This window comes from Tsukamurella sp. PLM1, assembly GCF_023168325.1.
Classification (GTDB): Bacteria; Actinomycetota; Actinomycetes; order Mycobacteriales; family Mycobacteriaceae; genus Tsukamurella.
In genome coordinates, this window is sequence record NZ_AP025688.1 from 3,842,452 (window position 1) to 3,859,216 (window position 16,765).

Here is a 16,765-nt window from a genome sequence, read left to right on the forward strand (position 1 = left end):
CGAGCCGCAGGGCGATCGAACGACGATCAGAGGGAAGGAGCACACGGTGACAGCCCAGGCGTCGAAGAATCGGCAGCTGTCGTCGCTCCGCCTCCGATCCTTCCCGGAATCATCGGTTTTCGCCGAGTTGCGCGAGTTCTTCACGTCCAGCCCCGGCAAGCTCGTGTCGATGGCGATCGTGCTCATCGCCATGTGCTTGTTCGCCGGATGGTTCACCTCCGCCGGGCAGCTCTCGCGCACCGAGGTGCTGCAACAGAACCTGGCCGACTACGAGCCCCGCGCGCACGCCGCGCAGGTGCTCTACAGCTCGCTGTCGGCGGCCAACGAGTCGGCGAACGCGGCGTTCGTCGCGGGCGGCCTGCCGTCGGACGAGATCCAGGGCAGCTACACCCTCGCGATCGCCACCGCCGGCAAGTCGCTCATCACCTCGGCCACCAGCCTGCCGCCGGAGGACTCGCGCGCCCACGGCAACCTCGACACCATCGCGATGAATCTCCCCGTCTACACCGGGCTGGTCGAGACCGCGCGCACGAACAACCGCCTCGACAACTCGGTGGCGGCGGCCTACCTCGCGACGGCGTCGACGTTGATGCAGGAGACGCTGCTCCCGGCCGCGGAGAGCTTCTACCGCGAGGAGACCGAGAACCTCCGCGCCACCCACGACCGGTTCGCCGCGCCGCCGTGGGCGCTGTACGGCGTTCTCGGTATCGCCCTGGCCTCCCTGCTGCTGACGCACCAGTACCTCGCCCGGCGCACGCAGCGCCGGGTGAACCGCGGACTCGTGGTCGCCGCCGCGGCGCTCACCGTCGCGCTGCTCTGGGTGGTCGTCGCGGGCCTGGCGTCGTCGACGTACTCGCTGCGTGCCGAGCAACGCGGCACCGCGGCGGTGGACGCGCTCTCGCAGGCGCGGACCCTCACCCAGAAGGCCCGCTCGATGGAGACGATGGCGCTGGTCCAGCGCGGCGCCGGCAGCGGCGCACCGTCCGGCGCCTTCGCCGAGACCCTGCAGCAGGCCCAGGAGACGCTCGAGGGCTTGGGCCGATCGGACGCCGAGATCGCCGGGGCCGTCGCCGGCGCGCGCGCCGATGCGGCCCGGTGGATCGCAGCGCACCAGCAGATCGCTGCCCGCGAGGCCACAGGCGATTACCTGGGCGCCACCCGGCTCGCGATCGGCACCGACCCCGGCTCCGCCGCCGTCGCCTACCGCTCGCTCGATAAGAACCTCACCGCCGCGATCGCCCGCGCCCGCACGCTGTACCGCGACAACGTCAACACCGCCCGCTTCGCGATCGCGTTCTCCGGGCCCGGCGCGTTCGTACTGTGCGTGGTGGCGGCCGCGGGCGTGGCCGCCGGCTTCTATCCCCGCGTCAGGGAGTACCGATGATGCGCCGCATCCTGGGCGGAGTCGCCCTCGCCGTCACCGTCACGCTGGCGACCGCCGGCTGCGTCGTGTCCGCGCCCGAGGCCCCCGGCGACGCCGTGACCTCGTTCCCGCAACCGATCCCCGGCTCCGGCACGGTGGTGCCGGCGGACACCCTCCCCGGCGAGGTGGCGATGTGCCCCGGCACGCCGTCACCGTCGGCCCTGCCCACCCCGGGCCGGATGCCCGCCGGGACCACGATGGCGAGCATCCTCGACCGCGGCCGGCTCATCGTGGGGATCGACATCGGCTCCAACCTGCTGTCCTTCCGCGACCCCATCACCGGCGAGATCAAGGGCTTCGACGCCGACGTCGCGCACCAGATCGCCGCCGCGATCTTCGGGGACCCGAACCGGATCCACTTCCGCATCCTGTCCACCGCCGAGCGGCAGCGTGCGCTCGAGGAGGGCACCGTCGACGTGGTGGTCAAGACCATGTCTGCCACCTGCGAGCGCGCGGAATCGGTGGCGTTCTCGGCCACGTACTTCATCGCACAGCAGCGGATCCTGGCGCCGCGCGGGGCGCCGATCAACACCGTGGGCGATCTGTCCGGCCGCCGGGTGTGCGAGGTCCGCGGCACCACGTCGCTCGACCGCGTGCGCCGACTCGTGCCCAGCGCCGTGGTGATCGCGGCGGACTCGTGGTCGGACTGCCTGGTGATGCTGCAGCAGTCCCAGGTGGACGCCGTCTCCACCGACGACGCGATCCTCGCCGGGCTCGAGCAACAGGACCCCAACCTCACGGTGACGGGGCCGTCGATGGGGCTCGAGTACTACGCGGTCGGCGTCGGGAAGAACAACACCGACCTGGTGCGTTTCATCAATGGGGTGCTGTTGCGGATGGCCTTCGACGGCACGTGGATGCGGCTGTACAACCAGTGGTTCGCGCCGAGCCTGGGCCAGGTCTGGTCGGCGCCCGCGGCGCAGTACACGGGGTGAGGGAGATGGAGCAGGACGAGGAGCTGGAACACACACAGGCGCAGGTCGTGACGTTCGACGAGGACGACGACAGCGCCGGCACCGTCGCGACCCCCACGGACCTGACGGACGAGGGGCCCGGCACCGTCGCGACCCCGACCGACCTGACGGACGACGAGGGGCCCGGCACCGTCGGGGCCCCGATGGAGGGCCTGTTCGACACGGAACCCCCACCCGTGGGGACGCAGGTGACGACGGTGCCACCGCCCGCCGTGAACACGGAGGCCACACCGCGGTTCGGCAAGGGCCCCGCGCGGGTGGCGACCACGACCCGGGTGGCCGCCCGCAGGCGCGTCGGCGGCGGGCTGGTGGAGATCCCGCGGATCATCGAGGTGGACCCGTCCGAAGCGATCAAGACGAACCCGATCATCGCGGAGGAAGCGCTACTGCTGGAACTGCCGCAAGCCGGTGGGACGCGCGCATGACGGCGAGCCCGGCGCGCTGATCGGCACCTGCCCGCATTGCGGCGCACGGTTCTCGTTCGAGCCCGCGCTCGAACCCGGCGACATCGTGGCCGATCAGTACGAGATCCAGGGCGCGATCGCGCACGGTGGCATGGGGTGGATCTACCTGGCGACCGACATCAACGTGGTCGACCGGCCCGTGGTGCTCAAGGGCCTGCTCAACTCGGGCGACGAACAGGCGCAGGCCGTCGCGGTCTCGGAACGACGGTTCCTGGCCGAGATGACCCACCCGTCGATCGTCAAGATCTACAACTTCGTCGAGCACCCCGATCCGGACGGGACCCGGATCGGCTACATCGTGATGGAGTACGTGCCGGGGAAGACCGTCAAGGACATCCTGGCCGAAGCCGAGGCAGAGGCCGGGAGCGGGATCGAGGTCGAGCAGGCCATCGCCTACATCCTCGAGGTGCTGCCCGCCCTCGGGTACCTGCACAGCCTGGGGCTGGCGTACAACGACCTCAAGCCCGACAACATCATGATCAGCGAGGAGGACGTCAAGCTGATCGACCTGGGCGCCGTGGCTCCGCTGGGCGGATACGGGTTCATCTACGGCACACCGGGATTCCAGGCGCCCGAGATCGCGAAGACCGGCCCCACCATCGCGTCCGACGTGTACACCGTGGGCCGCACGCTCGCCGTCCTCGTCGCCGACGTCCCGATGGAGAAGGGCCGCTACGTCGACGGCCTGCCCTCGCCCACCGAGGACGACACGCTGGAGAAGTACAACTCGCTCTACCGTCTGCTGGTCAAAGCCACCGCCGAGGACCCCGACGAGCGGTTCGCCTCGGCCGCCGAGCTCACGGACCAATTGCTCGGGGTCCTGCGCGAATGCCTCTCCACCAAGTCCGGCGAGCCGCGGCCCGGTTTGTCCGTGGTGTTCACGCCGCAACGCTCGACGTTCGGCGTCGAGCTGATGCTCCGCGCCGTCGATCCCGACCCCGACGTGCACGACGACATGCTGCGCGCACCGGAGGTGCTGGCCGCGCTGCCGATCCCCATCGCCAACCCGTCCGACCCCGCGGCCGGCGTGCTCGCCCTCACCATGCGCAGCGACCCCACCCAGATCCTCGACTCGCTGGCCGAACTGCGCGAGGCGATGGCCGGCACCGTCGAGATCGATCTCGCGGAGGCCCGCGCGCACCTGGAACTCGGCGAGGTCGACGCGGCGACCACCCTCCTCGACTCGCTCGCCGCGCGCGAACCGCACCGCTGGCAGGTCACCTGGTACCGCGCCGAGACCGCGCTCATGCAGGGCGACTACTCCGGTGCGTACGACTTCTTCGAGACCGTCACCGACCAGGCGCCGGGCGAGGCCGCGCCCAAGCTGGCCGCCGCCGTCGCGGCCGAGTTCTGCTTCCTCTCCGGCGAATCCGACCCGGACGGCTGGCGGGATCGGGCCCGCGAGCGCTACGAGAGCGTGTGGCGGACCGACCGGGGCATCATCTCCGCGGCGTTCGGCGCCGCCCGCATGCGCCGCGCCGCGGGCGACATCGCGGGCACCGTCGAGATCCTGGACCAGGTGCCGTCGACGAGCCGGCACTACCACAACGCTCTGTGCAGCTCGGTGATCGCGCTGGTCCACGGCCGCGACCTGGCCGACGTCTCGGAGGCCCAGCTGCAGGAGGCGGCGCGCCGCGTCCGGACGCTCCCGAAGTCCGAGTGGCGGCGGATGCAGTTGCGCGCCCTCGTGCTCGGCGTCGCGCTGGGGTGGGTCCAGCACCGCAACCAGCACGGGCGGCTGGACGGCACCTCGACGCTGCTCGACCACGAGCTGACCGAGCGCGGACTGCGCAAGGCCGCGGAGAAGTCGCTGCGCGAGCTCGCCGCCCTCGCCGAGCGGAAGCGTCAGCGGCACGCCCTGGTCGATCTCGCCAACGCGATCCGACCGCGCACGCTCTTCTGACGGCGCGCCCGACGGTGCCGCACGTCGCGGTCGCGCTCGGGCGTGCGACTACTCGCCGGTGCGCCGGTCGCCGATCGGGACGATGCACGGCCGACCCGGCGCGACGGGATCGTCGATCACCTTGGACCGCAGGCCGAAGGTCTCCTGCAGCATCTCCTCGCTGATGACGTCGGCCGGCGCGCCCTGCGCGACCACGGCACCGTCGCGCATGGCGATGATGTGGTCGCTGTACCGGATGGCGAGGTTCAGGTCGTGCAGCACCATGACGACGGTCCGCCCCTGGTCGCTGAGCTCGTCCACCAGATCGAGCACGTCCAGGGCGTGCGAGAGGTCGAGGTAGGTGGTCGGCTCGTCGAGCAGCAGCAGGTCGGTGCCCTGGGCCAGGGTCATGGAGATCCACACCCGCTGCCGCTGACCGCCGGACAGGGAGTCGACGGTGCGGTCGGCCAGGTCGCGCACGCCGGTCTGCTCGAGCGCGGCGTCCACCACCTCGGCGTCGTCGGAGCTCCACTGCCGCAGCCAAGTCTGGTGCGGATGCCGCCCGCGCGCCACCAGGTCACCGACGGTGAGCCCCTCGGGGGCGAGCGGACTCTGCGGCAGCAGGCCCATCGTGGTGGCGATCTGCTTCGACTTGAGCTTGGCGATGTCGGCACCGTCGAGCACCACGTGACCGGAGGTGGGCTTGATCAGCCGGGCCAGGGTGCGCAACAGCGTCGACTTGCCGCACCCGTTCGGCCCGATGATCGTGGTGACCACGCCGGTGGGGATGTCGATGTCCAGGCCGTCGAGCACGGTGGTGTGCCCGTAGCCGGACGAGACCGCGCGGGCTCCCAGCCTCGACGGTGCGCCGTCCTGCGGCGGGTTCGCCGCGTCGGTCTCGGTGACGATGCGGGTGGTCACTTGGCCCCCTTGAGGTTCTGGCGGACGAGCATGTAGACGAGGAACGGGCCGCCGACGGCGGCGGTGACGATGCCCACCGGCAGGGTCACGGGGAACGCGGTGCGGGCCACGAGGTCGGCGCACACCAGCAGCGCGGCGCCCATCAGCGCCGACGGGATCAGTGGCGGCGTCGGCAGTCGCGTCAGTCGCATGGCGAGCTGCGGGGAGACGAACGCGACGAACGCGATCGGACCGGCCGCCGAGACGCCGGCGGCGGCGAGCAGCACCGCCGCGATCAGCAGGACCGCGCGGGTGAAGCCCGGCGGACCCCGAGGCCCAGTGCCACATCGTCGCCCAACTGCACCGCCTTGAGCGCGAACGCGGCGCACATCGCGAGGAGGAAGGCGGGCACCGAGATGACCAGCGCCGACGTCACGTCGCCCCAGTCGCGGCTCTCGAGCGATCCCACCAGCCAGGTCTGGGCGCGGGCCACGTCGCGGATGTCGGCGCGCACCAGCATCCAGTCGATCAGCGCGCGCATGAGGGCCGTGATCGCGATGCCGACGAGGATCAGGCGCATCCCGTCGACCCCGCCGCGCACGGCGAGCAGGTACACGAGCAGGCCGGTCGCGAGCCCGCCGGCCAGCGCCACGACGGGCAGGCCGAAGTCGGTGTTCAGCGTGGCCGCGAGGGTGCCGGTCGAGGTGACCAGGAAGACCGCCGCGACGCCCGCGCCCGCGGTGATGCCCAGGATGTCGGGGCTGGCCAGCGGGTTGCGGGCGATCGACTGGACGATCGCGCCGGACATCCCCAGCGCGAGGCCCACGAGCACCCCGACCAGGGCCCGCGGCATACGCAGGTCCATCACGATGAAGTTGGTCATCGACTCGCCCCGGCCCACGAGGGCCTGCAGCACCTCGGTGAAGGTGAGCGGGAACTCGCCGAGCCGGATGCTGGCGCAGAAGGCCACGAACGCCACCACGCCGAGGATGACGGTGACCGCCACCGGCCACGGTCGCCACACGAACGAGACGACGCCGCCCCACCGCAGGCCGGACTGGATCGGAGGCCTCACCGAGGGCGTCTCCCCCGGCGTCTTGTCCATCGTCACGCTCATACCCGGACCGCCTTCCGCCACCAGACCAGACCGACGAAGAACGGCGCGCCCACCATGGCCACCACGATGCCCACCTCCAGCTCGCCCGGACGCGCCACCACGCGGCCCACGATGTCGGCCGCGAGCAACAGCCACGCGCCCATCAGTGCCGAGAACGGTAATAACCAGCGGTAGTCGGGGCCGGTGAAGAACCGCACGATGTGCGGCACCATCAGGCCCAGGAACGCGATGCTGCCGCAGGCGGCGGTCGCCGCGCCCACGAGCACCGTCACCGCCAGCACGCCGATGGTCCGCGCCAGGCCGATGTTCAGGCCCAGGCCCTTCGCCACGTCGTCGCCCATGTTGAGCAGGTTCACGGCCGGACCGTTCGACAGCGCCAGGACCGCGCCGACGGCGATGAACGGCGCGACCACCACGATCACGTCGAATCCGCGGCCCACCACCGCGCCCGCGTTCCAGAACCGCAGCGTGTCGAGCGAGGCGCTGTCGCTCAGGGCGACCGCGGACGTCATCGAGCTCAGGAACACGCTCACGCCGGTGCCGGCGAGCACCAGCGTCAGCGGCGATGCGACCCCCTTGCCGACGCTGGACAGGCCGAAGACCACGACCGCGGCGATCGCGGCGCCGGCGAACGCGAACCAGACGTACTGGATCGGAGCCGTGAGGCCGCCGAGGAACGTCGCGCACACCACGGCGAACGCGGCACCCTGTGTGATGCCGAGGATGCCCGGATCCGCGATCGGGTTCCGCGTGTGTCCCTGGATCAGCGCGCCGGCCAGCGCCAGCGCCGCGCCCGCGATGAGCGCGAGCAGAGTGCGCGGTACACGCAGCGTCTGGATGATGATCGCGGCCTCGTTGAGCTCGGGGTCCGCGGGGTTCGGTCCGGTGGTGTACCGGTGGAGCAGGCCCGCCCACACGTCCGACGGGGCCAGGCTCCGCGAGCCGATGGCCAGCGAGGCCACCACGGTCACTGCCAGCAGCACCACGAGCAGCACGAGGCCGAGCACGCGGCGTTTGCGGCGAGCGGCGCCGGTGGTCGGGACGGGCCGCGCAGGCGGCGTCCTCCCGCGGGGGCCTTCTCGGTCGAGATGACGGTCACGATCGTAATGATAGGCTGCCCTTCATCCCAGGGAAGGGGCGGCATGCGTCTGGTCTCGGCGATCCTCGCCATCGTGCTCTCGATCACCCTCGCCGCGTGCGGCTCGCCGGCCGACTCGGCGGGCCCGAGCGGCACCGTCGAATCGCCGAAGCGGGTTGCGTCTCTCGGGCTCGGCGACGTGGACACGCTGCTCGCGCTCGATGTGGTGCCCGTGCTCGTCGCGCCCTGGGCGCAGGACGCCACCGAACCGGTGGGTGAGTGGGCGAAGCCGCTGCTGGGCGACGCGAAGCCCGAGATGCTGCTGGGCACCGGCACGAACATGGACACGAAGGCGATCGAGAAGGTCGCCGCGGCGAAGCCCGATGTGATCGTCGCCGTGAACTCCGGATTCGACGACGCCACCTTCGCCCGCCTCGAGGCGATCGCGCCCGTGATCCGCCGGCCCGCGCAGTACGCGGCCTGGGGCGTGCCGTGGGAGGAGCAGGTCCGCGCCATCGCCAAGGGAGTCGGCAAGGCCGCCGAGGGCGACGCGCTGATCACCAAGACGAACGAGGCCATCACTCGGGCCAAGGCGCAGCACCCGCAGTACCAGGGGAAGACGGCCGCAACGATCCTGCCGAAGGCCGACGGCGGCTTCTACGTGTACGCCACGACGGACGGCCGCGGCCAGGTCCTGCAGATGCTGGGTTTCACGCTGCCCGAGGCGGTCGCGAAACTGATCCCCGAGGGCAAGTTCTTCACCGAGGTCTCCGCCGAGAACCTCGCCGTGCTGGACCTCGACGCCCTCGTCTACCTCGACTACGGCACGAAGGTCACCGAGGACACCGCGTTCCGGTCCCTGGCGGTCAGCCGCGAGAACCGGGTCACCACGATCGACCGGACGATCGGCAACGCCATGTCGATGCCGAACCCCGTGACCATCGAGTGGGTCCTCACGACACTCCCTCCGAAGCTGCCCACGTTCGCCTGACGCCCGGAGCACTCGGCGGCCCCCGGGGCAGTCAGCGCCCGGGCCGGATGAGCTCCACCGCCGTGTACATCCGGGTGGACCGGATCCGCCCGCGGAGCACGTCGACGGGGCCCGGCCGCCAGCGCCGCGCCTCGTCGGGGTCTGCGGCATCGACGGCCGGAGCGGTGGCCCACGGCACCGTCGGATCCACCTTGGCGTAGGTCGAGAGCCGGGCGGCCTCGTTCACGGGATCGCCGATCACCGTGTACTCGAAGCGGTCCGCCGCCCCGACGTATCCGGCGACGACGGTGCCGAACGTGACCCCGCAGCCGGCCCGGACCTCGGGCACCTCGACGCCGAGGCGACGCATCATGGCGCGCGCTGCGGCCAGCGCGGCGCCGGAAGGATCGGTGAGCGGCGCCGGCGCGCCGAAGATCGCCAGCACAGCATCGCCCTCGAACTTGTTGACCAGCCCGCCCCGGCTGTTGACCTCGGCGACCACCACCCCGCAGAACCGGTTGAGGATCTCGACCACCTCGACGGCCGGGCGCTCCGCGGCCAGCGCCGTCGAGCCGACCAGGTCGATGAAGATCACCGCGACCGTCTGCTCCACGCCGCCCAGCTCGGGGTCGCGCTCGATGGTCGCGCGGGCCACCTGCTCGCCCACCTGGCGCGCGTACAGGTCTCGCACCCGCTCGCGCTCGCGGAGTCCGGCCGCCATCGCGTTGAACCCGGACTGCAGGTCTCCCAGCGACGTCCCGTCGTAGACCACGACCTCGGTGTCGTACCGTCCCTCGGACACCCGCCGCATGCCGGTCGTCACGCTCTTGACCGGCGCGGACACACGCGACGACGAGAGCAGGTTGAAAACCATCCCGGAGAAGAACCCGCCGGCGGCGAGCACGCACATGCTCACCGCGATGCCGCGGACGGTGGCCGCGGGTTCGAACAGCGCGAACAGCGCCACCGTCAGCACGCCGAGGTACGGCAGCCCGGAACCCACCAGCCACAGCCGCAGCGAGCGCGCCTGCAGGGACTGGTGCCGCGGCTCGTGCTGCGCCACCTGGAGCGCGATCGCCGTCACCGGGCGCATGCTGAACTCGGTCAGAACCCGCACGACGCCGGAGGTCATCAGACCGGCGCCGAGCACCACCAGCGAGACCTTCGGCACGAGGTTCGCATCGACCCGGCCGTACAACGAGCCGAACAGGATCGCCGCGCAGACCCAGGCGGCCACCTCGAACCAGTAGAGCCGGCGCGGCAGCGCCAGGGCGCCCGCGGCCTCCTGTTCGGTCGGGGGTTCGTCGCCCCCGGTCCAGCGCAGCGACCGGTTCACCAGCCAGAACGTGTACAGGTGCCCCAGCACCAGCCCCGCCGCGATGTAGGACGGCACCACCACCGTGTTGATCGCCCGGAGTTCCGGCCGCTGCACGGACGGTTCGGGGATCCCGACCACGATGAGCATCGCGGCGAAGCCACCGCCGAGCAGCGTCGCGATCGAGGAGGTCACCGCGATCAGCGCGACCGTGCGGGTCCTGCGCTGCCGGGCACCGTCGGTCCGCGTTCCGAGCAGTGGCGAACCGTAGTCGCCCCCGTCATCATCGTCCCCCGACAGCTGCCCGCGGGGCATCAGAACCTCGCCGCGTCGCGGGCTATCGCCAGCTCCTCGTTGGTCGGGACCACGAGGACCGCGACGGGCGCGTCGTCCGGGGAGATCCGGCGGGGCTCGCCGGAACGCACCGCGTTCCGCTCGGGATCGACGACGATGCCGAATCCCTCCAGCCCGGCGAGAGCGTCGGCGCGGACCTGCGCGGCGTTCTCCCCCACGCCCGCCGTGAACGCGATCGCGTCGACCCGCCCGAGGTCCACCAGGTAGGCCCCCACGTAGCGGCGCAGGCGGTGGATGTACACGTCGTAGGCGAGCTTCGCGTCCTCGTCGCCGGCCTCGATCAGGGCGCCCAGCGCGCGGAAGTCGTTCTCGCCGGCCAGGCCCTTGAGTCCGGACTTCCGGTTGAGCAGCTCGTCGATCTCGTCGATCGACATACCCAGGCTGCGGCCCAGGTGCAGCACGAGCCCCGGGTCGATGTCGCCGGTGCGCGTGCCCATCACGAGGCCCTCGAGCGGGGTCAGGCCCATCGAGGTGTCGACGGCGCGGCCGCCCCGGACCGCGGACGCCGAGGCGCCGTTCCCCAGGTGCAGCACGATCTGGTTCACCTCGGCGTTCGGCCTGCCGAGGAACGCCGCGACCTGCTCGGAGACGTACTGGTGCGAGGTGCCGTGGAAACCGTAGCGGCGCAACGCGTGTTCCTGCGCCAGCTCGCGGTCGATCGCGTAGGTGGCCGCCGCGCCCGGGAGGTCGAAGAAGAACGCCGTGTCGAACACGGCGACCTGCCTCACCTGCGGCAGCAGTTCCCGCGCCACCTCGATCCCCTGCGCGTTGGCCGGGTTGTGCAGCGGCGCCAGCGAACTGAGCCGACGGATCTCCGAGAGCACGTGGTCGTCGATCACCGTGGGCGCGTGAAAACTGCGGCCGCCGTGCACGACCCGGTGACCGACGGCGGCGATCCCGGCGGGGGTACCGGCACCGTCGGTGAGGTCGAGGCCGCGCGCGGCGAACTCGTCGAACACCAGGCGCAGGGCGGCCTTGTGGTCGGGCACGTCGGTCTCGCCGATCCGCTCGACGATGCCCCCGTGCACCACCTCGCCCGTGTCCGGGTGCAGCAGTTGATACTTCAGCGACGACGAGCCGGAGTTCAGGACGAGGACCGTCCCCGCGACGGCAGTCATGACTTCCCCTTCTCGGCCGCGAAGGCCTGCGCCTGGATCGCCGTGATGGCGACCGTGTTCACGATGTCCTCGACCAGCGCGCCGCGCGACAGGTCGTTGATCGGCGCGTTGAGACCCTGCAGCACCGGGCCGATCGCGACGGCGCCCGCGGAGCGCTGCACCGCCTTGTAGGTGTTGTTGCCCGTGTTCAGGTCCGGGAAGACGAGCACCGTCGCCCTGCCCGCGACCGCGGAGTCGGGCATCTTCGCCGCGGCGACGCCCGGGTCGACCGCGGCGTCGTACTGGATCGGGCCCTCCACCAACAGTTCCGGTGCGCGCTCGCGGACCAGTCCGGTGGCGGCCCGCACCTTGTCGACATCGGCGCCGGTGCCGGACTCGCCCGTCGAGTAGGAGAGCATCGCCACCCGCGGATCGATGCCGAACTGCGCCGCGGTCTGCGCCGACGAGATCGCGATGTCGGCCAGCTGCGTGTCGGTCGGGTCCGGGACCACCGCGCAATCGCCGTACGCGAGCACCTTGTCCGGCAGGCACATCAGGAAGATGGACGACACCGTCGAGACGCCGGGCTTGGTCTTGACGATCTCGAACGACGGCCGGATGGTGTGCGCCGTGGTGTGCGCCGCGCCGGAGACCATGCCATCGGCGAGGCCGTGGTACACCATCAGCGTGCCGAAGTAGCTCACGTCGACCACCGCCTCGGCGGCGCGCTCGAGGGTCATGCCCTTGTGTTTGCGCAGCTCGTAATAGGTCTGCGCGAACTTCGCGACGAGATCGGCTGCGCGCTTCGGGTCGATCACGTCGGCGTCGCCGAGGTCGACGCCCAGTTCGGCGGCGCGGGCGCGCACGCGGGACTCCTGGCCCAGGATCGTCAGGTCGGCGACCTCGCGCTGCAGCAGCCGTCCCGCCGCGCGCAGGATGCGGTCGTCGTCGCCCTCCGGCAGCACGATCCGCTTGCGATCGGCGCGGGCCCGCGCGATGAGGTTGTACTCGAACATCTGCGGCGTCACCACACCGGGATTCGAGACCTGCAACGCCTCCAGCAGAGCCTCGGAGACCACGTACTTCTCGGTGAGCGCGATCGCCAGGTCCACCTTGCGCTCGGATCCGGGCCCCACGCGGCCGCGGGTGTTCGACGCGATCCGGGCGGTCTCGTAGGTGCCGTGCTCGACGGCGACGATCGGCAGGTTCGGCTTCAGCCCGTCCACCAGCGCCGCGGTCATCGGGTGCGGGGCGTAGCCGCCGTTGAGGATGATCCCGGACAGCGACGGGAAGCCGTTGGCTCGGTGCGCGGTGACCATCGACAGCAGCACCTCGGACCGGTCGCCGGGCGCGACCACCGCCACGCCCTCGGTGAGCCGCTCCAGACTGTGCTCGGCGGTCATGCCCGCGACCAGCACGTCCATCGCCTCGCGGGAGAGCAGTTCCGGGTCGCCCCAGAGGAGCTTGCCGTCCATGGCATCCATCAGTTCGCCGATGGTCGGCGCGGTGAGCACCGGCTCCTCGGGCAGTACCCAGACGGGCAGCCCCGTCTCCGCCTCGAGGGCCGCGCAGACCACCTCGCGCTGATCGGGGGCGCAGCGGTTCGCGATGATCGACGCGGTGTGGGCGTGATTCACCCGGATCTCCGACATCGCCTGCTCGGCGGCGAGCACAACCTCGTCCGGGGTACGGTCGAGCGCCTTGACCGCGAGCAGGATCGACGACCCGAGGTTCACCGCGATCCGCGCGTTGAACGACAGTTCGGTCGGCGTGGTGACGTCGGTGTAGTCCGACCCCAGGACGAGCACGAAGTCGCACTTGTCCGCCACCGCGTGGAAGCGGTCCACGATCTGCGCGATCGCCGCGTCCGGGTCCTCGTGCACCTGCTGGTAGCTCACGCCCACGCACTCGTCGTAGGTGAGGTCGGCGGTGCACTGCTCGATGAGGAGCTCCAGGATGTAGTCCCGCTGCTCCCCGTGGACCGCGGGATCGGCCGGAACACGCCGATCGTCCAGCCCGTGGACGTCAGGAGGTTCATCGCGCCGAGCGCGATCGTGGACTTGCCCGTATCGCCCTCCGAGGAGGCGATGTAGATACTGGTCGTCTTCGGGGATCGCTCCGCGGTCTGGCCCATGGGCTAACTATCGCAGTTCTCGATCAACCCAGCGCACGCAGGCGGGGCTCGAGGTCCCGGGCGAAGACGTCCAAGAACCGCCGCTGGTCGTGGCCGGGCGCGTGGAACACCAGATGGTTCAGGCCCGCATCCACGTACTGCTTGACGACCGCGACGGCCTCGTCGGGATCCGACGTGACGATCCACCGCTTGGCGACCTGCTCGATCGGCAGCTCATCGGCGAGGCGCTCCATCTCGGCGCTCGAGTTCACCGAATGCTTCTGCTCCGCGGTGAGCGAGAGCGGCGCCCAGAACCGCGTGTTCTCCAGCGCCAGCTCCGGATCCGGGTCGTAGCTGATCTTGATCTCGATCATCTTGTCCAGCGCCTCGAAGTCTCGGCCGGCGAGGTCCGATCCCTCCTTCGCTGCGGGGATCAACTTGTCGGTATAGAGCTCCATGCCCTTGCCCGAGGTGCAGATCATGCCGTCGCCCACGCGGCCCGCGTACTTCGCGACGACGGGGCCGCCGGCGGCGATGTAGACGGGCACCGGGTTCTCCGGAACATCGAACAGGACCGCGTCCTTGGTGTGGTAGTAGTCGCCCTCGAAGTTCGTGATCTCGCCGGACCACAGTGCGCGCATCAGCCGCACGGACTCGCGCAGCCGCGCGAACCGCTCCTTGAACTCCGGCCACTCGCCCTGGAAGCCGGTGGCGTACTCGTTGAGCGCCTCGCCGGTGCCGGCGCCCAGGAAGATCCGGTCCGGGTACATGCACGCCATCGACGCGAACGCCTGCGCGATCACCGCCGGGTTGTAGCGGAACGTGGGCGTCATGACCGAGGTGCCGATCTTCACCCGCTCGGTACGCTCCCCCACGGCGGCCATCCACGCCAGCGAGAACGGCGCGTGGCCGCCGTTCACGCGCCACGGCTGGAAGTGGTCGCTCACCGCGACCGAATCCAGGCCGGCGGCCTCCGCCGCGACGGCGATCTCCACCAACTCGCGCGGCCCGAACTGCTCCGCCGACGCCTTGTATCCCAGCTGCAACTTCGCCATACGACTCACACTACGGCGCGGGACGCGAGGCCGGGTCGTCGGCGCGGGATGCCCCGTACTCGGTCTCGAACACGCGACCCGCCTGCGCCATCACGAGCCCGCCCGTGCTCGCCACCACGGCGTCGGTGCGCGGATCCTCGCGATCGACGCCGCCGTAGACCTGAGAGGCCTGGGTGTCGGTGAACTCGTCGCCGCGCTCGGCGCCGCGGACCAGCGCGTACGAGCGGGCCGCGATCGCCTGGGCCTGCAGGGCCGCGGTACCGCCCTGGTCGGCCCAGCCGGGCGAGCTCTCGATCGGGACGACGCCGCGCACGTAGTCCTCGAGCCCGACCACGTTGAGCACCTTGCCGCCGCGCGCGACGAGGCTGCCCCGGTACCCCGCGTTATCGCCGCAGAACCGCAGCACCTGGTCGGCGGGGACGGACTGGTTGGCCGTCGGGGGTGCGACGGTGCCGTCCGGGCTCGGGATCGAGCCGACGACCGCGCCGCCGCATCCCGCGCGGATCGTCGCGGTCGTACCGTCGATGCTCACGGCCTGGCCCGGGGCCACCTGCTGGCCCCCGACCACGGCGCCCGCCGGGGCGAGTACGTCGAGCCGCTTACGCTCGGTCAGGTTGACGGTGACGGGCAACCCGGTGTGCACGGTGCCCAGCGTCGCACCGGGGTAGTACTTGTTCAGGATCTGATGGACGGTCCAGCCCTGCTTGGCGTACTCGAACGCGCCGAGCTGACTCATCCCGCGACCGTGCCCGCCGGCCGCGCCGGGGAGGTCCACCAGGACCGGGTCCGACGGTGCGGACGCCGGCGCGGAGCGATCCCAGGCCGCGAGCGCGCCCCCCACCAGCAGCGCAGGGACGACGGTGGCCGCCGCTGCCCGCGCGGCCCTCGATCGCCGAGAGCGACGGGGGCCGCCGTCGATCCACACGGGCATCCGGGTCTCCTTCGTTACCAATGAGGTGATTGTGATTATTGAGACTCAAGTAAACATCGAGACTTGTCAACCCCACCGGACTCCCGCCCCCTTTTCGTACGGCGCCCCCCTTTCCGTCGTGCCCCCCTCGAAACGCCGCCCTCCCCCGATTCGTCCGAGCCCCACCGGAACGCCGGTCGAATCGGTGGGGCTGGGACGAATCGGGGGGCGCGGGCTCCGCAGTTCGACGGTCCGCCGCCGCGTCGCGGTTCGACGGTCCGCCGCCGGCGCGCGCTCAGAACCAGACGCGCGCCAGCCAGACCGACAGACCCAGGCCGCAGACGGCCACCGTCCGGCGGAGCAGGTCCTGATCGACGCGTTTGGCGACCGGAGGGCCGCACCAGCCGCCCGCGAAGCCACCGACGCCCATCGCGACGGCGGCGGGCCAGTGCACGGGACCGAAGGCGGCGAAAGCCAGCGCCGCGACCAGGTTCGCGATCCCCAGGACGTAACTCTTCTCGACCACGGCCCGCCACATCGGCATCGTCGTGCAGACCAGGGTGAGCGCCAGGATCATCACGCCCGCGCCCGCACCGAAGTACCCGCCGTACACCGCGACCAGGAAGATCCCGATCGGGAACACCACCGGAAAGGTGCGCTCGCCCGCCAGCGCGCGCAGCCGCGGCTGCAGCAGGATCGCGAGCGAGGCGATCCCGACCAGCACCGGCACGATCCGCTCGAAGGTATCGCCGGGGGCGAGCAGCAGCACCGTCGAACCGACCGCGCCGCCGGCCAGGGCGAGCACCGCGAGCCGGAGCATGCGCGGCTTGTCGTCGGCGAGGTCGGAGACAGAGTTCGCGACGGAGCCGCCGCCGACAGCGACCATCGCCACGGTGTTGGTCACGTTGGCGGCCACGGGCGCGAGCCCCGCGGCGAGCAGCGCCGGGTACGAGACCACGGACGCGAGGCCGGTGAGGAATCCGATCAGGCCCGCGGCGAAGCCCGCCACGCACACCAGCACCAGCTCGACCACGGACACCCCGCCATCCTGCGCCACCGCGGGGAACGGCCCGCGCTACGCCCTCCGCGAACGACTGGACATCAAGTTAACTT

At 71.2% G+C, this 16,765-nt stretch carries 12 protein-coding genes and 2 pseudogenes; 4 read left to right on the forward strand and 10 right to left on the reverse strand.

Going from position 1 to position 16,765, the window contains the following annotated elements; translation table 11 throughout:
- The first annotated feature begins 46 nt into the window (after positions 1 to 46).
- The 3 genes and pseudogenes from MTP03_RS19785 to MTP03_RS24050 all read left to right on the forward strand — a co-directional run bounded on the left by MTP03_RS19785 (position 47) and on the right by MTP03_RS24050 (position 4,764).
- Positions 47 to 1,384, forward strand: coding sequence for a hypothetical protein (locus MTP03_RS19785; RefSeq protein WP_248489651.1), 1,338 nt, complete (start codon positions 47 to 49; stop codon positions 1,382 to 1,384).
- On the forward strand, positions 1,381 to 2,358 hold the full coding sequence (locus MTP03_RS19790; RefSeq protein ID WP_248489652.1) for a transporter substrate-binding domain-containing protein: 978 nt from the start codon (positions 1,381 to 1,383) through the stop codon (positions 2,356 to 2,358). The genes MTP03_RS19785 and MTP03_RS19790 overlap by 4 nt, the downstream gene beginning before the upstream one ends.
- Positions 2,359 to 2,540: 182 nt before the next feature.
- Positions 2,541 to 4,764 (forward strand): annotated as a pseudogene (locus MTP03_RS24050) (tetratricopeptide repeat protein).
- 48 nt (positions 4,765 to 4,812) lie between these two features.
- Here MTP03_RS24050 and MTP03_RS19805 read toward each other — a convergent pair.
- From MTP03_RS19805 to MTP03_RS19815, 4 genes are read right to left on the reverse strand one after another with little or no spacing between them, the layout of a single operon-like run.
- Entirely contained in the window at positions 4,813 to 5,664 is an 852-nt protein-coding gene (locus tag MTP03_RS19805; protein WP_248489653.1) for an ABC transporter ATP-binding protein, read from the reverse strand.
- Complete coding sequence (locus MTP03_RS22940; RefSeq protein ID WP_256465175.1) at positions 5,661 to 5,930, reverse strand: iron chelate uptake ABC transporter family permease subunit; 270 nt, start codon at positions 5,928 to 5,930, stop codon at positions 5,661 to 5,663. The genes MTP03_RS19805 and MTP03_RS22940 overlap by 4 nt, the downstream gene beginning before the upstream one ends.
- 8 nt (positions 5,931 to 5,938) lie before the next feature.
- Complete coding sequence (locus tag MTP03_RS19810) at positions 5,939 to 6,760, reverse strand: iron chelate uptake ABC transporter family permease subunit (RefSeq protein WP_256465177.1); 822 nt, start codon at positions 6,758 to 6,760, stop codon at positions 5,939 to 5,941.
- On the reverse strand, positions 6,757 to 7,767 hold the full coding sequence (locus tag MTP03_RS19815) for an iron ABC transporter permease (protein WP_248489654.1): 1,011 nt from the start codon (positions 7,765 to 7,767) through the stop codon (positions 6,757 to 6,759). The genes MTP03_RS19810 and MTP03_RS19815 overlap by 4 nt, the downstream gene beginning before the upstream one ends.
- A 135-nt stretch (positions 7,768 to 7,902) precedes the next feature.
- Here MTP03_RS19815 and MTP03_RS19820 point away from each other — a divergent pair, with 135 nt between their 5' ends.
- Positions 7,903 to 8,829 (forward strand): iron-siderophore ABC transporter substrate-binding protein, encoded by a 927-nt coding sequence (locus MTP03_RS19820; protein ID WP_248489655.1) that lies wholly within the window; start codon positions 7,903 to 7,905, stop codon positions 8,827 to 8,829.
- Positions 8,830 to 8,860: 31 nt separating this feature from the next.
- Here MTP03_RS19820 and MTP03_RS19825 read toward each other — a convergent pair whose 3' ends face one another.
- From MTP03_RS19825 to MTP03_RS19850, 6 genes and pseudogenes are all read right to left on the reverse strand, one after another.
- Positions 8,861 to 10,438, reverse strand: coding sequence for an adenylate/guanylate cyclase domain-containing protein (locus tag MTP03_RS19825; protein ID WP_248489656.1), 1,578 nt, complete (start codon positions 10,436 to 10,438; stop codon positions 8,861 to 8,863).
- Entirely contained in the window at positions 10,438 to 11,595 is a 1,158-nt protein-coding gene (locus MTP03_RS19830) for an acetate kinase (RefSeq protein ID WP_248489657.1), read from the reverse strand. Before MTP03_RS19830 ends, MTP03_RS19825 begins: the two co-directional genes overlap by 1 nt.
- Positions 11,592 to 13,708, reverse strand: a pseudogene (pta, locus tag MTP03_RS19835) (phosphate acetyltransferase). The gene MTP03_RS19830 and the pseudogene pta overlap by 4 nt, the downstream one beginning before the upstream one ends.
- 23 nt (positions 13,709 to 13,731) lie before the next feature.
- Entirely contained in the window at positions 13,732 to 14,742 is a 1,011-nt protein-coding gene (gene fgd, locus MTP03_RS19840; RefSeq protein WP_248489658.1) for a glucose-6-phosphate dehydrogenase (coenzyme-F420), read from the reverse strand.
- 10 nt (positions 14,743 to 14,752) lie between these two features.
- Positions 14,753 to 15,673 (reverse strand): SpoIID/LytB domain-containing protein, encoded by a 921-nt coding sequence (locus tag MTP03_RS19845; RefSeq protein WP_248489659.1) that lies wholly within the window; start codon positions 15,671 to 15,673, stop codon positions 14,753 to 14,755.
- A gap of 274 nt (positions 15,674 to 15,947) precedes the next feature.
- The gene (locus tag MTP03_RS19850; protein ID WP_248489660.1) at positions 15,948 to 16,691 is read right to left on the reverse strand and encodes a sulfite exporter TauE/SafE family protein; all 744 of its coding nucleotides are present in this window, start codon (positions 16,689 to 16,691) and stop codon (positions 15,948 to 15,950) included.
- Positions 16,692 to 16,765: the final 74 nt, after the last annotated feature.

Excerpts from the sequence above, each read along its gene's own strand:
- MTP03_RS19790 (WP_248489652.1), top strand. The coding sequence starts at position 1,381 with ATGATGCGCCGCATCCTGGGCGGAGTCGCCCTCGCCGTCACCGTCACG.
- MTP03_RS19810 (WP_256465177.1), bottom strand. The coding sequence starts at position 6,760 with ATGAGCGTGACGATGGACAAGACGCCGGGGGAGACGCCCTCGGTGAGG.
- MTP03_RS19820 (WP_248489655.1), top strand. The coding sequence starts at position 7,903 with ATGCGTCTGGTCTCGGCGATCCTCGCCATCGTGCTCTCGATCACCCTC.
- MTP03_RS19825 (WP_248489656.1), bottom strand. The coding sequence starts at position 10,438 with ATGCCCCGCGGGCAGCTGTCGGGGGACGATGATGACGGGGGCGACTAC.
- MTP03_RS19830 (WP_248489657.1), bottom strand. The coding sequence starts at position 11,595 with ATGACTGCCGTCGCGGGGACGGTCCTCGTCCTGAACTCCGGCTCGTCG.
- fgd (WP_248489658.1), bottom strand. The coding sequence starts at position 14,742 with ATGGCGAAGTTGCAGCTGGGATACAAGGCGTCGGCGGAGCAGTTCGGG.
- MTP03_RS19845 (WP_248489659.1), bottom strand. The coding sequence starts at position 15,673 with ATGCCCGTGTGGATCGACGGCGGCCCCCGTCGCTCTCGGCGATCGAGG.